The organism is Variovorax soli (assembly GCF_031454625.1).
GTDB lineage: Bacteria > Pseudomonadota > Gammaproteobacteria > Burkholderiales > Burkholderiaceae_C > Variovorax > Variovorax soli_A.
This window is the reverse complement of the sequence record NZ_JAVDRF010000016.1, coordinates 16,154-36,053: the sequence shown is the minus strand read 5'-3', so window position 1 is coordinate 36,053 and position 19,900 is coordinate 16,154. Positions and strand designations below refer to the sequence as shown.

At 64.2% G+C, this 19,900-nt stretch carries 13 protein-coding genes; 2 read left to right on the top strand and 11 right to left on the bottom strand.

The genetic code is table 11. The features are described from left to right. Positions 1-16: 16 nt before the first annotated feature. The 8 genes from J2739_RS25575 to J2739_RS25540 all read right to left on the bottom strand — a co-directional run bounded on the left by J2739_RS25575 (position 17) and on the right by J2739_RS25540 (position 13,408). On the bottom strand, positions 17-2,248 hold the full coding sequence (locus tag J2739_RS25575) for a type I secretion system permease/ATPase (RefSeq protein ID WP_309906950.1): 2,232 nt from the start codon (positions 2,246-2,248) through the stop codon (positions 17-19). A 41-nt stretch (positions 2,249-2,289) separates the two neighbouring features. After that, the gene (locus tag J2739_RS25570) at positions 2,290-7,566 is read right to left on the bottom strand and encodes a calcium-binding protein (protein WP_309906948.1); all 5,277 of its coding nucleotides are present in this window, start codon (positions 7,564-7,566) and stop codon (positions 2,290-2,292) included. Positions 7,567-8,006: 440 nt separating this feature from the next. Next, positions 8,007-8,693 (bottom strand): hypothetical protein, encoded by a 687-nt coding sequence (locus tag J2739_RS25565; RefSeq protein WP_309906946.1) that lies wholly within the window; start codon positions 8,691-8,693, stop codon positions 8,007-8,009. Next, positions 8,683-10,578 (bottom strand): hypothetical protein, encoded by a 1,896-nt coding sequence (locus J2739_RS25560; protein WP_309906945.1) that lies wholly within the window; start codon positions 10,576-10,578, stop codon positions 8,683-8,685. Before J2739_RS25560 ends, J2739_RS25565 begins: the two co-directional genes overlap by 11 nt. A gap of 94 nt (positions 10,579-10,672) precedes the next feature. Further along, positions 10,673-10,942 (bottom strand): hypothetical protein, encoded by a 270-nt coding sequence (locus J2739_RS25555; RefSeq protein ID WP_309906943.1) that lies wholly within the window; start codon positions 10,940-10,942, stop codon positions 10,673-10,675. After that, positions 10,939-11,883: a hypothetical protein gene (locus J2739_RS25550; RefSeq protein WP_309906941.1), complete on the bottom strand. Its 945-nt coding sequence runs from the start codon at positions 11,881-11,883 to the stop codon at positions 10,939-10,941. Before J2739_RS25550 ends, J2739_RS25555 begins: the two co-directional genes overlap by 4 nt. Before the next feature lie 499 nt (positions 11,884-12,382). After that, positions 12,383-13,099, bottom strand: a complete 717-nt coding sequence (locus J2739_RS25545; RefSeq protein ID WP_309906940.1) for a helix-turn-helix transcriptional regulator — start codon at positions 13,097-13,099, stop codon at positions 12,383-12,385. Positions 13,100-13,216: 117 nt separating this feature from the next. Then, entirely contained in the window at positions 13,217-13,408 is a 192-nt protein-coding gene (locus tag J2739_RS25540) for a hypothetical protein (RefSeq protein WP_309906938.1), read from the bottom strand. A gap of 583 nt (positions 13,409-13,991) precedes the next feature. Here J2739_RS25540 and J2739_RS25535 point away from each other — a divergent pair. Together J2739_RS25535 and J2739_RS25530 are read left to right on the top strand one after the other, a co-directional pair. Beyond that, a complete protein-coding gene (locus J2739_RS25535) occupies positions 13,992-14,399 on the top strand; it encodes a YciI family protein (protein WP_309906936.1) in 408 nt (135 codons plus the stop codon). A gap of 6 nt (positions 14,400-14,405) precedes the next feature. Further along, positions 14,406-15,719 carry an RNA polymerase sigma factor gene (locus J2739_RS25530; protein ID WP_309906934.1) on the top strand — a complete coding sequence of 438 codons (1,314 nt, stop codon included), beginning with the start codon at positions 14,406-14,408 and terminating at the stop codon, positions 15,717-15,719. 56 nt (positions 15,720-15,775) lie between these two features. Here the strand turns inward: J2739_RS25530 and J2739_RS25525 are convergent, their stop codons facing one another. The 3 genes from J2739_RS25525 to J2739_RS25515 all read right to left on the bottom strand — a co-directional run bounded on the left by J2739_RS25525 (position 15,776) and on the right by J2739_RS25515 (position 19,804). Next, positions 15,776-16,654, bottom strand: coding sequence for a DUF3014 domain-containing protein (locus J2739_RS25525; RefSeq protein ID WP_309906932.1), 879 nt, complete (start codon positions 16,652-16,654; stop codon positions 15,776-15,778). Between the two features lie 89 nt (positions 16,655-16,743). Continuing rightward, positions 16,744-18,054: an ABC transporter ATP-binding protein gene (locus J2739_RS25520; RefSeq protein WP_309906930.1), complete on the bottom strand. Its 1,311-nt coding sequence runs from the start codon at positions 18,052-18,054 to the stop codon at positions 16,744-16,746. Between the two features lie 22 nt (positions 18,055-18,076). Then, the gene (locus tag J2739_RS25515; protein ID WP_309906929.1) at positions 18,077-19,804 is read right to left on the bottom strand and encodes an ABC transporter permease; all 1,728 of its coding nucleotides are present in this window, start codon (positions 19,802-19,804) and stop codon (positions 18,077-18,079) included. Positions 19,805-19,900 lie beyond the last annotated feature (96 nt).

Genomic DNA, 19,900 nt, shown 5'->3' with positions numbered 1-19,900 from the left:
TCAGGCGGAAAAGCCTTCACGCCTGCGCCCCCTCGGCCAATTGACCGCCGGCCTGCATGGCCCAGAGCCGCGCATAGATGCCCTCCGGTAGGTTCAGCAGCGTCTCGTGGGTGCCGTCTTCGGCGATCTCTCCCTTGTCCATCACGAGGATGCGGTGTGCATGGCGAACGGCACTCAGCCGGTGGGCAATGATGAAGACGGTGCGTCCGCGGCAGATGTGGGCCATGTTGTGCTGGACGATGGCTTCCGATTCGTAATCGAGGGCACTTGTCGCTTCGTCGAAGATCAGGATGCGTGGCTGGGTAAACAGCGCCCTTGCGATGGCAATGCGCTGGCGCTGCCCTCCGCTCAAGGAAGCGCCCTGCTCGCCCACCATCGTGTCGTAGCCCTCGGGCAGCTCGCTGATGAATTCGTGCGCGCCGGCCAGCTGCGCCGCCTGCATCACGGCCTCGATCGGCGCCGCCGGGTCGACGATGGCGATGTTCTCGCGCACGCTGCGGTTGAAGAGCACGTTCTCCTGCAGCACGACGCCGATCTGTCTTCGCAGTTGCCCGGCATCGATCGTCCTGATGTCGATGCCGTCGACCAGGAGCCGGCCCTGCTCGGGCGTGTACAGGCGCTGAACCAGTTTGGCGAGCGTGCTCTTGCCGGAGCCCGATCGCCCGACGATGCCGATGACCTCGCCGGGGCGCACTTCGAGGCTCAAGCCGTGGAGCACGGGGGCGGCCCCTGGCCGATAGCGGAACGTGAGCTGGTCCAGCGTGACGCGGCCCTCGAGTGCCGGCAGTCGCGCCGCGGCGCTGGGCGGGACTTCGGTTCTGGTGTTGAGGATGTCGCCCAGCCGCGCCATCGAGATGCCGGTCTGCTGGAAGTCGGTCCACAGCTGGGCCATGCGCATGACGGGCTGGGCCACGCGCTGGGCGAACATGTTGAAGGCGACGAATTGGCCGAGGCTGAGCTGGTCGTTCATCACCAGGTGGGCACCCCACCAGAGCGTCGCGGCGTTGACCAGCTTGGCCGTCAGGTTGACGCCTTCATGCGCCCAGGTGGCAAGGCTCTGGGTGCGAAAGCTTGCCGAGACGTAAGCCGCGAGCTGGTTGTCCCAGCGGCGCGCGAAGGCGGGTTCGAGTGCCGTGGCCTTCACGGTCTGGATGGCGCTGATGGTTTCCACCAGCAAGGCCTGGTTCTCCGCGCCGCGCGCGAACTTCTGGTCCAGCCGCCGGCGCAGGATCGGCACCACCCCGAGGCTCAGTCCGAAGTACAGCGGCAGGCTTGCCAGCACGATCAGCGTCAGGGACACGCTGTAGAACAGCATGACGGCGATGAAGACCGCCGAGAAGAGCACGTCGAGCATCACGGTGAGCGCATTGCCCGTGAGAAAACTGCGGATGTTCTCGAGCTCGCGAACGCGTGCCACCGAATCGCCGACCCGCCGGGTCTGGAAGTAGGCCAGTGGCAGTTGCAGCAGATGGCGGAACAATCGCGCGCCGAGTTCGACGTCGATGCGGCTGGTGGTGTGGCTGAAGATGTAGTTTCTGAAGCCGCTGAGCAGGCTCTCGGAGACGACCACAACGATCAGGCCGATGACCAGCACGTCGAGCGTGGTGAGGCCGCGGTGCACGAGCACCTTGTCCATCACGACCTGGGAAAACAACGGACTCACCAGCGCGAAGAGCTGGAGCATGAAGGAGGCGGCCAACACTTCGCCCAGAAGGCGCCGGTACTTGACGAGGCTGGGGATGAACCAGGAGAAGTCGAACTTGGCAATTTCGCCGGCCAGGCTGGCGCGGCTGGTGAGCAGGATGAGCTCACCCGTCCACGCTGCGGCGAAGACTTCGAGGGCCTCGGTGACGGCGCGCGATGTCGTTGAAAATGGGTCCTGCAACAGCACGTGCTGTGCATCGCACCCGGCGAGGATGACGCAGCGCGTCCGGCCTTCTTCGCTGCGCAGGAACGCCATGGCCGGCAAGGGTGTCAGTGCCAATCGATCGAGGGTGGTGCGAGACAGCTTGCCCTTGAGGCCCAACTGCTTGGCAGCGCGCAGCAAGACCGTGGCATCCACCGCATCGCCAGGGCTCAGCCCCAACTGGTGCGCCAGGCTCGAAGGATCTGACGCGACTTGATGCAGGCGCGCCAGGGCGCACAAGGCGACCAGTGCGGGGTGCGCAGTGCGCGCCGGCTCTGGTCGCGTCGTTTCCTGCTTCGGCAAGCCATTGCCCGCGACCGCCGCCGTGCTCGTTCCTCCCATCCGACCCTCCTTCTTTCGGTTTCACCGACGCTGACCGCGCCCTACTTCCAACTGGCAGCCAGCACCGTCGCCAGGCTGTTCTGGTAGCCGGGCGACAACGTCGTCTGCCCGGGCGGCGGCGGCGAGAAGCTCGCCATCGCCTGCACCAGGTTCTGCACCATGCCTTCGACCAGGAGGTGGCCGTCGCTGGTCTGGAACTGCTCGACGTGGTCGGCGTTCCCCGAGTACCAGTTGTTGATGGTGAGCTTGTCGTCGGTGCCGATGATGCTCACTTCGAGGTCGTTGCCGACGTGGCGGAACCACAGCTGATCGGCGGTCACGTTGCTGGCGAAGGCAACGACGTCAGTGTTGCCCGGCGTGGAATCAACGTCGACGATCCGGTCCTGCCCATCGCCGCGTCCGAACTGATAGGTGTCATTGCCCCAGCCGTCGTAGTAGCCGTTCCAGGTGTCGTAGCGGCCGCCGGCCAGGATGTCGTTGCCTGCGCCGCCGTGCAGGATGTCGTCGCCGGCACCGCCCTGCAGGGTGTCGTTGCCCGTGTCGCCCTTGAGCATGTCGCTGCCGGCCTCGCCACCAAGGCTGTCGTCGCCGGCACCGGCGTTCAGGGTGTCGTTCCCGTCGCGTCCGTACAGCACATCGTTGCCGTCGCCACCACTGAGCGTGTCCGCGGTGGCATAGCCCGTGATCGTGTCGTTGCCCGCGCCTCCGTTCAGCGCCTTGGCCTTGACGGTGTCCACGTTCCAAACAACCTCGGGCGCATCGCTGAAGCGGATCTCCTCGATCGCCCAGCCGGCCGTGGCGTCGCCTGCGAAGTAGTTGTCGATCTGGATCTGGTCGCTGGTGCCAGCGACCTTCAGGAGCAGATGGTCGCCCACGCGCACCGTCTGCACATCGGCTTCAGAGATGCCCGGCTTGAACACGATCTTGTCGAGGTTACCGACGCTCGTGTCCTTGTCGAGGATGCGGTCCTGGCCATCGCCCCGCCCGAACTGGTAAACATCGTTGCCCCAGCCGTCGTAGTAGCCGTTCCAAGTGTCGTAGCGGCCGCCCGCCAGGATGTCGTTGCCGGCGCCGCCTTGCAGGATGTCGTCACCGGCACCGCCTTGGAGTGTGTCGTTGCCCGCTTCTCCATTGAGCGTGTCGCTGCCACCCTCGCCAGCCAGGCTGTCGTCGCCTGCACCGGCGTTCAGGGTGTCGTTGCCGTCGCGCCCGTAAAGCACATCGTTGCCGTCATTGCCATTGAGCGTGTCCGCGGTAGCGTAACCCGTGATCGTGTCATTGCCCGCACCTCCGTTGAGCGCCTTGACCTTGACGGCGTCCACGTTCCATACCACCTCCGGCGCGTCGCTGAAGCGGATCTCCTCGACGGTCCACCCAGACGTGGCGTCCGACCCGAAGAAGTTGTCGATCTGGATCTGGTCGCTGGTGCCGGCGAGCTTCAGCAGCAGGTGGTCGCCGACGCGCACGGCCTGCACATCGGCTTCGGCAATGCCCGGCTTGAACACGATCTTGTCGAGGTTGCCAACGCTTGTGTCCTTGTCCAGGATGCGATCCTGACCATCGCCCCGGCCGAACTGGTAAACATCGTTGCCCCAGCCGTCGTAGTAGCCGTTCCAAGTGTCGTAGCGCCCGCCCGCCAGGATGTCGTTGCCGGCACCACCTTGCAGGACGTCGTCGCCGGCACCGCCCTGCAATGTGTCGTTGCCCGCCTCTCCATTGAGCATGTCGCTGCCACCCTCGCCAGCCAGGCTGTCGTCGCCTGCACCGGCGTTAAGGGTGTCGTTGCCGTCGCGCCCGTAAAGCACATCGTTGCCGTCATTGCCATTGAGCGTGTCCGCGGTGGCATAGCCCGTGAGGGTGTCGTTGCCTGCACTGCCATTGAGCGCCTTGGCCTTGACGGTGTCCACGCTCCAGACCACCTCGGGCGCATCGCTGAAGCGGATCTCTTCGATCGCCCAGCCAGCCGTAGCGTCGCCTGCGAAGTAGTTGTCGATCTGGATCTGGTCGCTGGTGCCGGCGACCTTCAGGAGCAGATGGTCACCCACGCGCACGGTTTGCACATCGGCTTCGGCAATGCCTGGCTTGAACACGATCCGGTCAAGATTGCCGATGGTTGTGTCCTTGTCGAGGATGCGGTCCTGCCCATCGCCGCGCCCGAACTGGTAAACATCGTTGCCCCAGCCATCGTAGTAGCCGTTCCACGTGTCGTAGCGGCCGCCCGCCAGGATGTCGTTGCCGGCGCCGCCGTGCAGGACGTCATCGCCGGCACCGCCCTGCAGCGTGTCGTTGCCCCCCTCACCGTTGAGGGTGTCATTTCCAGCCTCGCCTGCCAGGCCGTCATCGCCTGAGCCCGCGTTCAGCACATCGCTGCCGTCCCGGCCGTAGAGCACATCGTTGCCGTCACCACCATTCAGCGTGTCCGCAGTGGCATAGCCCGTGATCGTGTCGTTGCCCGCGCCTCCGTTCAGCGCCTTGGCCTTGACGGTGTCCACGTTCCAGACCACCTCGGGCGCATCGCTGAAGCGGATCTCCTCGATCGCCCAGCCGGCCGTGGCGTCGCCTGCGAAGTAGTTGTCGATCTGGATCTGGTCGCTGGTGCCAGCGACCTTCAGGAGCAGATGGTCGCCCACGCGCACCGTCTGCACATCGGCTTCAGAGATGCCGGGCTTGAACACGATCTTGTCGAGGTTACCGACGCTCGTGTCCTTGTCGAGGATGCGGTCCTGGCCATCGCCGCGCCCGAACTGGTAAACATCGTTGCCCCAGCCGTCGTAGTAGCCGTTCCAGGTGTCGTAGCGCCCGCCCGCCAGGATGTCGTTGCCGGCACCACCTTGCAGGATGTCGTCGCCAGCACCGCCTTGCAGCGTGTCGTTACCCGCCTCGCCGTTGAGCGTGTCGTTGCCGCCCTCGCCGGCGAGGCTGTCGTCACCCGCGCCTGCGTTGAGCACGTCGTTGCCGTCGCGGCCATACAGCCCATCATTGCCGCTGTCACCGCTCAAGGTGTCGGCGGTGCTGTAGCCATAGATCGTGTCGTTGCCGGTGCCGCCAGTCAGCACTTGGGTCTTGATGTCCGCCAATGTCCAGGTGGTTCCATCGGCGAACTGGATCTGGTTCATGACCCAGCCCCGGGCGCTGATGCCATCGCCGTTGAAGTAGTTCTGGATCGTCACCTGGTCGGTCGTGCCGTTGATCTTGAGGACGAGGTTGTCGCCATTGCGGCTCGTGCTCACGTCGTTGGCGAGCACGCCCTCCTTGAACCTGAGCACGTCCTGCTTGTTCGCATCCTGGTCGGCATAGCCGTTCCAGCTGTCGGAGTCGTTGTTGATGGTGTCCTGCCCGTCGCCCCTGCCAAAGAGATAGGTGTCGCTGCCGAAGCCGCCCATGAGATAGTCGTTGCCGGCGCCGCCATCGAGGGTGTCGTTGTCACCGGTGGCGCCCCCGCCGCCGTAGTAGCCGCCGCCGTAGAGGCTGTCGTTGCCGGCGCCGCCGGCGAGCACGTCGGCGCCGGACTGGCCAAGGAGGGTGTCCGCGCCTTCGCCCCCGTTGAGGGTGTCGTTGTCCGCGCCGCCGTCCAGCGTGTCGTTGCCCGCGGCGCCGGTCATCGCATCATCCCCCGCCCCGCCGCTGAAGCTATTGCCATTGGCGTCGCCCAAATAGATGTCCGACTTGGCCGTGCCGCCGGTCGTGGTCCCGGTATAGACGTTCAAGCTGGCCAGCTCGGTCCGAAGCCCTGAGCCTGCCGGCAAGGCCTCGACCCAGCCGCGCAGCTGGTCCAGGCCGGCAAAGCCGACCGCATCCAGGGTGGGCAGCGCGAAGCGGTCGAGCTCCACCAGATCGATGATCGCGTCGCGCTCGCTGGCCGCCTTCTTCTGATCGAGCAGAGCCGTCAGCGCGGTGGTGTCGAAGTGGATGCCGCTGTCGTCGATGGTGAGCTCGATCGCGTCCAGGTAGGGCTTCAGGCGCGTCTGCAGCACGAGGGCGCTGTAGATGCTCTCCTTCAAGGCGTCGTAGCTTTGCTGCAGGAGCGCGAGCTGCGCCGCCGGCGGGGCGATGCCGTAGCCGGCGCGCGTGATCTGGGTGGCGGTGTCGGTGGTGGTGGTCTTGGTGGTGCCGGCCGTCAGGGTCGTGCCGCCCGCGCCGCTGTTGTAGAAGCGCTCGCCGTTGAAGACTTCGAGCACGCCCACGAGGTTGCGGTACTGGGCCTCGGTCATGCCCGCGGGCAGGCCGCTGATCTTGACGTTACCGTCCAGGGTGGTCTCCAGGCTCTGCCAGAAGTCGGAGCTCTGGGCCCATTCGGCGATCAGGCCGTCGAGCTGGGCGCGCTGGGCGTCGCGGGTGGAGGCCTGGCTGAAGGCGCTGAGCTGGGTGGCCAGTGCAGGACTCAGGCTGACGGCTTCATCGAGATCGCGGGCGCGGCCCGAGCCCTGCATCTGCGGCAAGGCCTTGGCTTGCTCCGTCAGCGGGACGGCCACGGTGAACTCGCGATAGAAGGGATTGGATTCGAGATCGACCGCGCCCACGGTGCGGTCGACCTGCACGCCATCGATATCGCGGGTGAAGCTCGCGCTCTGGGCGATGAGGCTGCCGTTGACGGTGGTGCCGGCCTGGGTGCCGCCGGTGGCGTTGGTGGCGCTGCCGGTCACGCCGATGCGGCGGATGCCCAGGGCATCGAGGCCGAAGAGCTCGCCGGCATCGGAGACCCCGTCCTGGTCGAGGTCGCGCCAGACCTGCACGGAGTTCCAGGCGAGGTCGGCGGCGGTGAATTGGCCGTCGGCGTTGCTGTCGAGATCGGCCAGGGCATCGAAGCCGTTCGCGGCGCTCTTGCCATCGCGCTTGAGGGTGTCGATGCCGAAGAGCTCGCGGCCGGAGTCGATCGAGCCGTTGCCATCGAGGTCGCGAACGAGGATGCCATCGTCGGCGCCGATCCAGCCGGTGCCGGTCTTGATGGTGTCGGCGTTGTGGTCGAAGAGGATGGAGCCATCGGCTCGTTTGAGTTCCAGACCGTCGCCGTCGAGGTCGAGCATCAGGGGGTCGACGGGCTGGCGCCAGGCGCGGGCCGTGTCGAAGAACTGGTCCACCAGCCGATCGACACCAGGCCACGGCATGCCGGTGAAGGGGTCGCCGCCGAGATCCTGCGCGCCATCCAGGCGCTGCTGCAACCAGCGTGAGAAGCCATCGCCCTGGGCACCGAGCGACTTGCCCCAGTTCTCGGCGTAATCACGGACGGATTTGCCGTCGATGGAGACATAGTCCTCGCCAAGGCCGATGGGTGACCAGATCCAGTCGCCCCAAGTGCCGGCCCAGCCCCATCTAGGCAAGCCAAGGCCACCTTCATCTAAACCTCGTACGGCGCTGTCGACATCGTCGGCGAGGATGTCGCGGGCCGAAGGAATGCCTTGGCCATTGATAGCATCGCCAAGAACTTTATCTGCCAAACGATCCGAAACTCGTTGGAATTCCGCATCGCTGATCGGCTCTCCGGTAAGGCGCTCTCGAATACCCGAAGTTGCTCCTCGGACAAACTCACTCGCAAAGGAACCGTCATTGCCGTTGATGCTGGCAGCTCGGTCGAGCCAAGTAGACAAATTGCCAAGTTCTGTTGCACGTGCGGAATCAATCTCAGATGCTCGTGCATTGTCGACAATGCCTCGCATGTATTCGTATGCTTCGGCATAGCGCCCTTCCTGCCTCATTGAGGCAAGATCAGCCAATTCATTGTGCGTTAAGTTAATTGCTGTGGTCATTGTTTTTCCTCCTGTTACTTGGCTTCTTTAGTGAGTTTATTAAACAGTTTTTCCATCCATTCGTGCAATTCTTTGGGTGTGGTTCGATATCCTTTTGCCGATCCATAACGAACTGGAATTCCAGAAAGAAATCTAGCACTCCCGTAATAACCGTCTGAGACCAAGTTTCCACGATCGTCAAAAAATAGTCTTGTCCTAACTATGTCGCCTGTTTTTGAGTTGATTACTCCCTCATACACTTGATAACCATCTTCCTCGCCAACATATCTGTCAAATCTCGGCCCGTTGTCGGCGCGATCTTTTCTTGATTGCCACTGCTCGATAATGAATTCTCCCTCTGTTGTTCTGTGATCGGGGGCAATTAAAATGTGCATGCAACGATTCCCAAGCACATCATTTCTGGCGCACGGCAGCATGCTGGGATAAGCTGCATAGAAGACAACATGCTCACGCGGTGCCGCATCCGGGTCTTTCAAATACCCTCGATCCAGATAAAGCACATGCCTTATCTGCCCGTGATCAACATTCACTTTGATCACATTGCTCGATGGTTTTCGCAGATGCTGCTGATAAGCGATGAATCCCGCAAAACCCAGCAGTGCCGTCAGGATGAGTCCGAACGCGATCCATCCCATGATCGGACCTCGAATTGCGAGCAGGGCTGGGTCGGCGCGTTGCGGAGTGTTTTCCTCAGATCTCATGGCGCAGTGCTTTCTGCTTGCGCGAGCCCTGCGTACGAACCGACCCGCTATGCGGTGCGCGACGACTTCGCCTCGGTTCTCGACGAGGAGGAATGTCGTCCCCTTCGTCCAATGAATTCAAATGGACGAAGGACATCTGCATCCGCTGGTCCGCAATAACCGCTTCCATCCAGCGTTGCAGTGGTTCGAAGCTGTCAAATCCCACGGCATCCAGGATCGTCATTGCATAACGGTTGAGTTCGAACAGATCGATCATTGCGTCACGCTCGCTGGCCGCCTTCTTCTGATCGAGCAGAGCCGTCAGCGCGGTGGTGTCGAAGCGGATGCCGCTGTCGTCGAGGGTGAGCTCGATCGCGTCCAGGTACGGCTTCAGGCGCGTCTGCAGCACGAGGGCGCTGTAGATGCTCTCCTTCAAGGCGTCGTAGCTCTGCTGCAGGAGCGCCAGCTGCGCCGCCGGCGGCGCGATGCCGTAGCCGGCGCGCGTGACCTGGGTGGCGGTGTCGGTGGTGGTGGTCTTGGTGGTGCCGGCCGTCAGGGTCGTGCCGCTGGCGCCGGTGCTGTAGAAGCGCTCGCCGTTGAAGACCTCCAGCACGCCCACGAGGTTGCGGTACTGGGCTTCCGTCATGCCCGCGGGCAGGCCGCTGATGGTGACGTTGCCGGCGAGGGTGGTCTCCAGGCTCTGCCAGAAGTCGGAGCCCTGGGCCCATTGGGTCAGAAGGTTGTCGAGCTGCGCGCGCTGGGCGTCGCGGGTGGTGGCGCTGCTGAAGGCGGCGAGGCTGACCCCGAGTGATGGGCTCAGGCTGACGGCCTCAGACAAGTCGCGGGCGCGGCCCGAGCCTTGCATCTGGGGCAGCGCCTTGGCCTGCTCCGTCAGCGGCACGGCCATCGTGAACTCGCGGTAGAAGGGATTGGATTCGAGATCGACCGCGCCCACGGTGCGGTTGACCTGCACGCCATCGACCTGGCGGGTGAAGCTGGCGCTCTGGGCGATGAGGCTGGCGCTCACGGTGGTGCCGGCCTGGATGCCGCCGGTGGCGTTGGCGGTGCTGCCCACGACGCCGATGCGGCTGATGCCCAGGGCATCGAGGTTGAAGAGCTCGCCGGCCTCCGACATGCCATCCTGGTCGAGGTCGCGCCAGACCTGCACGGAGCTCCAGGCGAGATCGGCGGCATTGAACTGGCCGTCGGCATTGCTGTCGAGGTCGCTCAGGGCGTCGAAGCCGCTCACAGCGTTCTTGCCGTCGCGCTTGACCGTGTCGATGCCGAAGAGCTCGCGGCCGGAGTCGATCGAGCCGTTGCCATTGAGGTCGCGAACGAGGATGCCGTCGTCCGAGCCGATCCAGCCGGTGCCGGTCTTGATGGTGTCGGCGTTGTGGTCGAAGAGGATGGAAGCAGAGGCACGCTTGAGTTCGAGGCCGTCGCCGTCGAGGTCGAGCATCAAGGGGTCGACGGCGGGTTGGCGCCAGGCGCGAGCGTCGCGGAAGCAGCCATTCGTCCTTTCTTCAATGCCCCCAGGAATCGACCAATCGAATTCTGGAATATCAATGGGGTGAACTACGGCCGGAATAGTTCCATCCGCGACTTTTTCATTCAAGTAATCACGAACGTGATCAGCGATATCAAAAACATGCTCTTGAAATGCAGGATTGACCGCTGCTGCAACAAGCCCAATTCCCACAGCCAGCACACCAACCCCGGCCGCGACCGGAACTCCGGCAGCAAGCGCTGCAATGGTACCCATCCCTGCGAGAAAACCGACTGTTGCTGCGGTATAACCAACGATGCCGGAGTCAATTCCTGCCGGGCCGTAAATGGGGATGTATATATCGGTCTCGTCACCCAGCGATTGCCCGGCAGTGACTTCACCGGCGACCGTCGCGCCCAACACTCCGATCCCAGCTGTTCCGGGAGCTTGCGCCGCAAGTCTCTTGAACTGCCCGAGTGCCAATTTAATCCCTGTTCCAGCCAAACTCATTTTTTTATCCCATCAATGAAAAACAAAAAAACACCGCGCCCACAACAAATCCAATTAATGGATGCGCAATAGGAAAAATCAACCCAATCAGAGAAATGAAAAACAGAAATAGTGTTGGGATTTTTTTCCAATACACAGTGGATGTTTGATGATAAAAATCCTTAAGCTCTTCTTTAATTTTTAATCTATTCAGACCAACAAAAGGTCCCAAAACAACGGATCCGACTGATGCAAGTGTCCAAATGAATCCAAAGGAAAAGAAAACCGCTCTCATGCCCTCCCCTTTATGAACTTGCCGCCGCCGGTGGCGTTGGTCGCGCTGCCCACGACGCCGATGCGGCTGATGCCCAGAGCATCGAGGCCGAAGAGCTCGCCCGTCTCGGAGACGCCATCCTGGTCGAGGTCGCGCCAGACCTGCACGGAGCTCCAGGCGAGGTCGGCGGCATTGAACTGGCCGTCGGCGTTGGCATCCAGATCGGCCAGGGCGTCGAAGCCGTTGAGGGCGTTCTTGCCGTCGCGCTTGAGGGTGTCGATGCCGAAGAGCTCGCGGCCGGAATCGATCGAGCCGTTGCCGTTGAGGTCGCGCACGAGGATGCCGTCGTCCGAGCCGATCCAGCCGGTGCCCGTCCTGATTCCATCGGCGTTGTGGTCGAAGAGGATGGAGGCAGAGGCGCGCTTGAGTTCGAGGCCGTCGCCGTCGAGATCGAGCATCAAGGGGTCGACGGGCTGGCGCCAGGCGCGGGCGGCATCAAATGATTGATGTGCTTGGTAGTCAATTTTCTTCTGCCGATCAATTTCTTTTCCATAGGCTTCCGCAACGGCCTTGCCGATCGACCATGGTTGATCGCCGCGCGCAATTCCGTCGATCGCCGCATCAATTGCATCTTGGGATGCAATCGGATTTTTGAAGTACGCTGCGGCTGCTCCGGCAAGGACGACTGCTGCAGTGGCCAATCCGGTAGGCGCCGCGATTACGCCTAGCGCTCCTCCTAGTAATCCGGCGCTTAGCATCGCACCTTCTAGTGCGGCGGTCAGGCGCGCAATATCTCTGAATGTAGCCTCGCCATCGGCAATTTTTTCTCCGACTTCGAACGCCTCCCTTTCGAGAACCGCAGATGTGGCCGCGAGACTGCCGATGGCTGCGCCAAGTGGGCCTCCAACAAATTTTCCGGCTTTGGAAAAAGCACCTTTAAGTACAAAATCCGGGATTGTCATCTAGGGATTCCTCTTAAGATATTTATCAAGTAAATGAAAAGCAAGACAGATGTGCATACAAGAAAAATTCTTGTGGCGCAATAAAAAACCACCGCATCAGTCGAAGAATGATTAATCCCGAAAATTTTCGGCGGATCTTTTGGGAAAGCTAGATCGAAATAGCTTTTGTGGTGGACGGCGAAAACGGCGACACAGCAAAAAGCAAAAAAATCGACGAGAAGCAGAAGAAATATCAAAAACTTCATGGCCCATCATCCTTCTTGTTCAGCCGACCAAAAATGAACTGGCTCATTTCGCATTAATGCCCATGTGATCGGCGGCCTCGGTGCCCCTGCATCTGACGAACACGCGTAGAGAACTATCAAAAAGGGAACGACTACGCACCACCTGTTAAACAAATCCAAAGCATTCATAACCTTAGAAATCCCATTCTTAAGTATCCCTCTGGCGGCGATCCTAGGCTTTGCATGTGGCCCGGTAAATGGGTCATATGTCCCGCCTACTTCAACAGTGCAATCAGCTCTGTTCTCTTGTGAACGCCAAGCGTCCTATACACACCGACAAGCTGATTACGGACTGTTTTCTCCGTGATGTCCATCGAGCGTGCGATAGCCTTGTCATTCCATCCAGCGACGACATGACGCACGATCTCCGTCTGTCGCCTTGTCAACCGACTCAGCGAAGCATGGGATTTCTGCTGCGGACCAGCAAGATGGGTGAGCAAAAGATCATTGAGCAGCGGAGCCATGAGCCTCAACGCACCCAGATGCCACCCCGATAATGGTTCTTTCACTCCGGAAAAACCAAAATAGGTACCTCCATTGGACTTGATGTTCAAAACACCGTGTCCGGCCACGTTGCGGAGATTGAATCTCTCGATCTCTTCCAATTCGAAGGCACTCGTGTGTGAGGGTGGCGAAACTGGATCAATGTAAAATGGCTGTCTGGTTGAGAACCACCACTTGAGAGATCCGCGAAGCTCCAACTCGAACGTCCGCGCAAGTTGGCGCAGGTAGGATTCTTCGTGCCCAGTCGCGAGCATATGAGTCACCTTCAGTTGACCAGCGACAAGTTCTCCGTGACCGAGGACCAAACCTCGGTAGGGAAAGAACTTCTTCAGGGGGCCTTCGAGCCAAGGTAGTAGCGCATCAAGAGATTGCGGTGGGTGCGTCACGCAATCAAGCCATGCGCGCAGATCGGACTCGGTCAGTTGCATCATTCTTCAAAACAAATTCCGTTACTCCGCAATCGGAGATTGCTCCTGCTCTGGTTGATTTAACCTGTTAGGCGAAGCCCCCAGAGCGCAAGCCCTGCAAAGCGCTCAACCCGGCAGCTAAAACCAATCCGCAATGAATCCAGCCAATCCCAACAAGACCGCGAGGATGAGAACGACCGCAACCCATCCCCACACAGTCGAGCCGAAATTCCGCAACGCCGGCTGGTTCGCCGCTTCAGGTGCTCTCGGCCGCTGCGCCCGATGCGACTCCAGCGCCGCCTTCTTGCCGATTTCTTCTTCGTTATTCATAGGCTGAGCGCCCCGGGTCAGTGGAGGGCGAGTCGAGGCGAAGCCCGTCTCGGTCAATGGAGAGTGGCGATGCGGAGCAACCTGGTGAGGTTGCGCTGCCGTACGCACCTTTGTTGGGTCGGGCCGTAGGCGCGTGAGTTCGACGTCGCCGTTCCGGGCTGATTCGTCCTGCGCTGCATGGCGGCAAGCATCGATTCATCTGGTTTCCTGACGAGTTATTGTTTTCATGGCCTCGACAGTTCCAGCCGATCCATTGGGCCGCGCGTCCGCGTGGCAAAGGCCGCCACCATATCCAGCTCGGACCGCTTCTTCGCAGCGAAGTCAGAATTCATCAGATTCGCCCGAGATGCGCGCCTGTACTCCGCCTCGTGTTCAAAAGCTGCTCCCGGCCCCTTGGTCGTGACGGTGCGTCGCGTGTCTAAACTTGGAGCGGCTTCGGGTCCATCCTGTCGCCGGCCGAGAAAAAACCGAGATCGCCTGTCGATCCGCCCCGACCTCGTTCGACGTCCAGAAAGAGCCACGGTTTTCCAAGCTGCCCGACCCCCGGCGGCAACCCGGCTCCTATCACACAAGGAGTAACACCATGCGATTCATGATGCTGATGATCCCCAAGGGCTACGAAAGCGCGGCCCCCGGCACGATGCCCGACGCGAAGGCGGTCGAGGCGATGATGAAATACAACAAATCGCTGAAGGACGCCGGCGTGCTGATCACGCTCGACGGCCTGCGCCCGCCCTCCGAGGGCGCCCGCGTGAGCTTCGCCGGCGGCAAGCCGAAGGTGACGGACGGCCCCTTCTCCGAAGCCAAGGAAGTGCTGGGCGGCTACTGGATGATCGACGTGAAGTCGAAGGAAGAAGCGATCGTCTGGGCCTCGCGCTGCCCGGGCTCGGAGAACGAGATCATCGAGATCCGACAGGTGCAGGAGATGGAGGACTTCCCGCCCGAGGTGCAGAAGGCGGCCGCAGGATTCAGCGAACTGCACAAGCGCTGAAGAACGATGACCGCGCCGGACATCCACCGCACCATCAACGCCGTCTGGCGCATCGAGTCGGCGAAGATCATCGGCGCGCTCGCACGCATGGTGCGCGATGTGGGCGTGGCCGAGGAACTGGCGCAGGACGCGCTGGTCGCGGCGCTGGAGCAATGGCCGCGCGATGGAATCCCCGACAACCCCGCCGCGTGGCTGATGCAGGCCTCCAAGCACCGGGCGCTGGACCTGCTGCGACGGCGCAAGCTGCATGCGAGCAAGGAGGACGAGATCGGCCGCGAGATCGACGCGCAGCACGCGATGGCGGCCGCCGATTTCGCCGAAGCGGTCGACGCGGCGCTCGACGACGATGTCGGCGACGACCTCCTGCGCCTGGTCTTCACCGCCTGTCATCCGGTGCTCTCGCCCGAGGCGCGCGTGGCGCTCACGCTGCGCCTGCTGGGCGGCCTCACCACCGACGAGATCGCGCGCTCGTTCCTGGTGCCGGAGCCCACGATCGCGCAGCGCATCGTTCGCGCCAAGCGCACGCTGGCGGCGGCGCGCGTGCCCTTCGAAGCGCCGCGCGCGCAGGAGCTGGGCGCGCGACTGGCCTCGGTGCTGGAGGTGATCTACCTGGTCTTCAACGAGGGCTACTCCGCCACGGCCGGCGAGGACTGGATGCGCCCAGCCCTGTGTGACGAAGCGCTGCGCCTGGGCCGCATCCTGGCGGGGCTGGTGCCCGAGCAGCCCGAGGTGCACGGCCTGGTGGCGCTGATGGAAATCCAGGCCTCGCGCTCGGCCGCGCGCGTCGACGCCCAGGGCGAGCCAGTGCTGCTGCTGGCGCAGAACCGCGCCCGCTGGGACCACCTGCTGATCCGCCGCGGCTTCGCCGCGCTGCAACGCGCCGAGGCCCTGGGCGGCGCGCTCGGCCCCTATGCGCTGCAGGCCGCCATCGCCGCCTGCCATGCGCGCGCCCGCACGCCGGAGGAGACCGACTGGACGCGCATCGCGGCGCTGTACGAGGCACTGGCGCAGCTCGCGCCCTCACCCATCGTGGAGCTCAACCGCGCGGTGGCGCTGTCGATGGCCTTCGGGCCGGCCGTGGGCCTGGAGCTGGTCGACGCGCTGCGCGACGAGCCGCTGCTGCAGGGCTATCACCTGCTGCCCAGCGTGCGTGGCGACCTGCTGGCCAAGCTGGGCCGCAAGGCCGAAGCCTGCGCGGAGTTCCAGCATGCGGCTTCGCTCACGCGCAATGCGCGCGAGCGCAAGCTGCTGCTGATGCGTGCGCTGGCATGCTCGGGGAGCCCGCTGCCGGTGCCAGCGCCTGAGACACCCGCGGAATAAAGGGGACGGCGAATACGCGCCGGACCGCGCCATTCGGCGCGGACCCGACCCACGCCTTACTTCTTGGCGAGCGCCCCGCCGGCGATCTGCCCGCGGAACTCTCGCAGCCGGGCCTTGAGCCGCCGCTCGTTGACCGGCCCGGTGCGGATCATCATCTTCTGCCCGGCAGACAACGATTCGAGCGCAGGGTCCACGAATTCGTAGTGCACCCAGGGCCGCTCGGAGGGCATGTCGCCCTTGATCTCGACGAGCTTCACCTGCAACGGCCCGGCGGGCTCAGGGGCCTGCAGCAGGTGATCGATCACCGCAACCAGCCGGTCGTTGAAATGGCGATTGGGATAGCCGAGCTCCTCGTAGGCCTGCTGGAACAGCGGGTAGAGCTTCTGGTAGAGCGCCGCCGCGCGCTGCGGGTTCACCGATTCGGCGAACAGCACGAAGGGCGTGTAGCGCGCGCCGTTATCGAGGCTGATGGTCTGCGCCCCGCCGCTGCCGCCGACCATGAAGCGCTTGGGCGTGCGCTGCACCGGCCATATGCGCGCTGCCGCCTGGTCGCGCGGCAGGTTGTCGACGGTGGCGACGAAGCGGTGCACGAAGCCATCGGTCTGCAGGAAGTTGCCCACCGCCTTGGCGCCGAGCAGTTCGGCCAGCGCGGCGCGCACGTGGGCATCGGCGTCCTCGAGCTTGGGCAGGGTGGCGTCTGCCGTGGTGTCGACCGGGTTCTGCGGCTCCGCCGGTGCCACTGCGGCAGGCGCAGGGGCCGGGGTCTCGGTTTGCGGCGCGGTGGCTGCCGGGGTCGCATCGACCGGCTCGGTCTGCTGGTGCGACCAGCGCCACCAGATGGCGCCGGCGCCCAGCGCCAGCACGACCAGCACCACGAGTATCCACAGCGAGGACTCGCGCGCCGGTCTCAAATCATCGAACTCGCGTTCGGGCATGGGGCGACTCTCCTTTCACGAGCCACCATTGGACGCCATCCGGCGCTTTGGCAGCCGCGGCGCTGGTAACGGCCTGTGACGGACGGCCGTCAAGCAGGCCCGGCCTGTGCCTCGTCATCACCGGCGGGCAGGTGGATCAGGCCGGTGCGGAAGTCGTATTCATACACCTCGCCGTAGCGGCCCCATTCGATCGCGGTGCGCAGCACGCGCTCTGCGACCGTGCTGTCCAGGCTTTCCCGCAGCAGTTGAAGAAAGGGTTCCTCGGGCAGTTCGCCGGACGGCGCCTGCTCCAGGCTGTGGCGGATGTGCGCGGCCAGCGGCACGTGGGCCAGCAACTGCTGGCCGAAGAGCTCCTGGCGCAGCGTGTGCGCGCCCTCCACGTAGCGCCGGCCCAACGGCGTCAGGTGCAGGTCGGCGTCGGCCAGCTGTGCGAAGCCGAGCAGCGCCAGCGCCTGCGCCAGCGGCAGCAGCGCGTCGTCGGCGAGCTCGGCCTCCTCCGCCAACTGGGGCAGGTCGGCGCGGCCCTGGCGCTGGTCGTCGATCAGCATCTCGAGCAGCGCCTCCATGCGGCCGACGTCGGCATCGGGCAAGCGGTCGCTCAGGTGCAGGTGCAGGGGCTCGACGCGCGCGAGGCCGCTGCTGCCGGTCATGAGCGCGTAGACCTCGTCGATCAGCGCGCGCACCTCCAGGCTGTCGCCGTCGCGCGGCCGCGGCAGCGAGATCGGCAGCTCGGCGCGCACGCGGCCCGGGTCGCTGGCGAAGATCAGCACGCGGTCGGCCATCAGCACCGCCTCTTCGATGTTGTGGGAAACCACGAGCATGGCCTTGGTCGGCATGGTGCCGCCTTCCCACAGCTGCAGGATGTCGTCGCGCAGGCGCTCGCCGGTGAGCACGTCCAGCGCGGAGAAGGCCTCGTCCATCAGCAGCACCTCGGGCTCGACCACGAGTGCGCGCGCGATGCCCACGCGCTGGCGCATGCCGCCGGAGAGCTCGCGCGGCAGCGCGCCCTCGAAGCCGGCAAGGCCGATCAGCTCGATCGCGGCCGCGGCACGGCGTCCCCGCTCGGCCGGCGCGATGCCGCGCGCCTCCAGGCCGAGCTCGACGTTCTGCTGCACCGTGAGCCAGGGGAAGAGCGCGAAGGACTGGAACACCATGGCGACGCCCCGCGCCGGCGCATAGAGCGGCTGGCCACGGTAGCGCACGGCGCCGGCATCCGCGCCGATCAGGCCGGCGAGGATGCGCAGCAGCGTCGACTTGCCCGAGCCCGACTGGCCCAGGAGTGCGACGATCTCGCCTTCGGCCAGGCGGAAGTCCACGCCCTCCAGCACCGAGCGGGCCGCGCCCTCGGAAGAGCGGAAGGACTTGCCCACGCCCTGCAGTTCGACGATGGCCTCGGCCATGGTGCTCCCTTCGTTTCAGATGTCAGAAGTGCATCCGGTTCTCGGCCAGCTCGTAGAGCCGCCGCCAGACGAAATGATTCAAGGCCATCACGAACACGCACATCACGCCGATGCCCAGCGCAATGCGCGGGAAGTCGCCGATGGCCGTCATGTGCGCGATGTAGCTGCCAAGGCCATCGGCCTGGAGCGTGGTGTTGCCCCAGCTGACGTACTCGGCCACGATGCTCGCGTTCCACGAGCCGCCGCTGGCCGTGATGGCGCCCGTGACGAAGCTCGGGAACACGGCCGGCAGCAGATAGCGACGCCAGCGCAGCCAGCCGGACAGCCCGAGGTTGCGCGCCGCATGGCGCAGCTCGGTCGGCACGCCCGAGGCGCCGGCGATCACGTTGAAGAGCAGGTACCACTGGGTGCCCAGCACCATCAGCGGCGACAGCCAGACATTCGGGTTCAAATGCCAGCGCGCGATGAACAGCACCGCCACTGGAAACATCAGGTTGGCCGGAAAGGCGGCCAGGAACTGCGCCACGCCCTGCAGCCGCCCGGCCCAGCGCGGATTCATGCCGACCCAGATGCCGAAGGGCACCCACGCCAGCGCCGCCAGCGCGATCAGCACCAGCACCCGCGCCAGCGTGTAGAGCCCGAGCACGAACACGTGCAGGACCTCGGCCCAGCCGACCTCGGTGTGGATGAAGCGCAGCAGCCACCCCACCGCCAGCAGCACGGCGGCCGCGAGCGCGGCGTCCCACACGCGCTCCGCCGCGCGATGCGGCGGGCGCGGGCGGGCCTTGATCGAGGTGCCGTCATGGTCGCGCCGCAGCACCAGCAGCGAGCGCTCGAGCAGCCGCGCGATGCCTAGGCCGATGCGCTGCAGCCGGTCGGTGCGGCGCAGCCAGGTCAGCAGCCAGGAGCGCGGTGCGTCCTCGCCGCCGCTTTCCTCGAAGCGGAACTTGTCGGCCCAGGCGATCAGCGGACGGAAGAACAGCTGGTCGTAGAGCACGATGCCCACCAGCATGCCGCCGATGGCCCAGCCGATGGCGCGCAGGTCGCGGGCCTCGATCGCCATCGCGATGTAGGAGCCCACGCCCGGCAGCTTGATGCTCTGGTTGGACACCGAGATGGCCTCCGAGGCCACCACGAAGAACCAGCCGCCGGACATCGACATCATCATGTTCCACAGCAGGCCCGGCATCGCGAAGGGCAGCTCCAGCCGCCAGAAGCGCTGCCAGCCCGAGAGCTGGAACACCGCGGCCGCCTCGCGCAGCTCGGCCGGCACGGTGCGCAGCGACTGATAGAGGCTGAAGGCCATGTTCCAGGCCTGCGAGGTGAAGATCGCGAAGATGGCCGCGCACTCCACGCCCAGCAGGCTGCCCGGGAACAGCGCGATGAAGCCGGTGACGGTGATCGACAGGAAGCCGAGGATCGGAATGGACTGCAGGATGTCGAGCACCGGCACCAGCACACGTTCCGCCGCGCGGTACTTGGCGGCCAGCGTGGCGAAGATGCAGCTGAAGACCAGCGAGGCCGCCAGCGCCAGGAACATGCGCAGCGTGGTGCGCAGCAGGTAATACGGCAGCACCCACGGGTCGAGGCTGATCGGCATCGCCTCACCGACCTGGTAGGGCCGAACCATCTGCGAGCCGCCCCAGGCGAGCGCGAACAGCACCGCCAGCACCAGCGGCAGCAGGGCCCAGTCCCAGCGATTGCCGCCGGCGGCGACGGCCTGGCGGGGAAAGAAGCGTTTGTCGAGCATGGCAGCGGAGAGGCAGGGTCGGATTCGCAGACCCTGTCCGCGGCGCGGCGACATCCTGCCCATGCTGCCTTTGGCGAACCTGACCAAGCCCGGCAG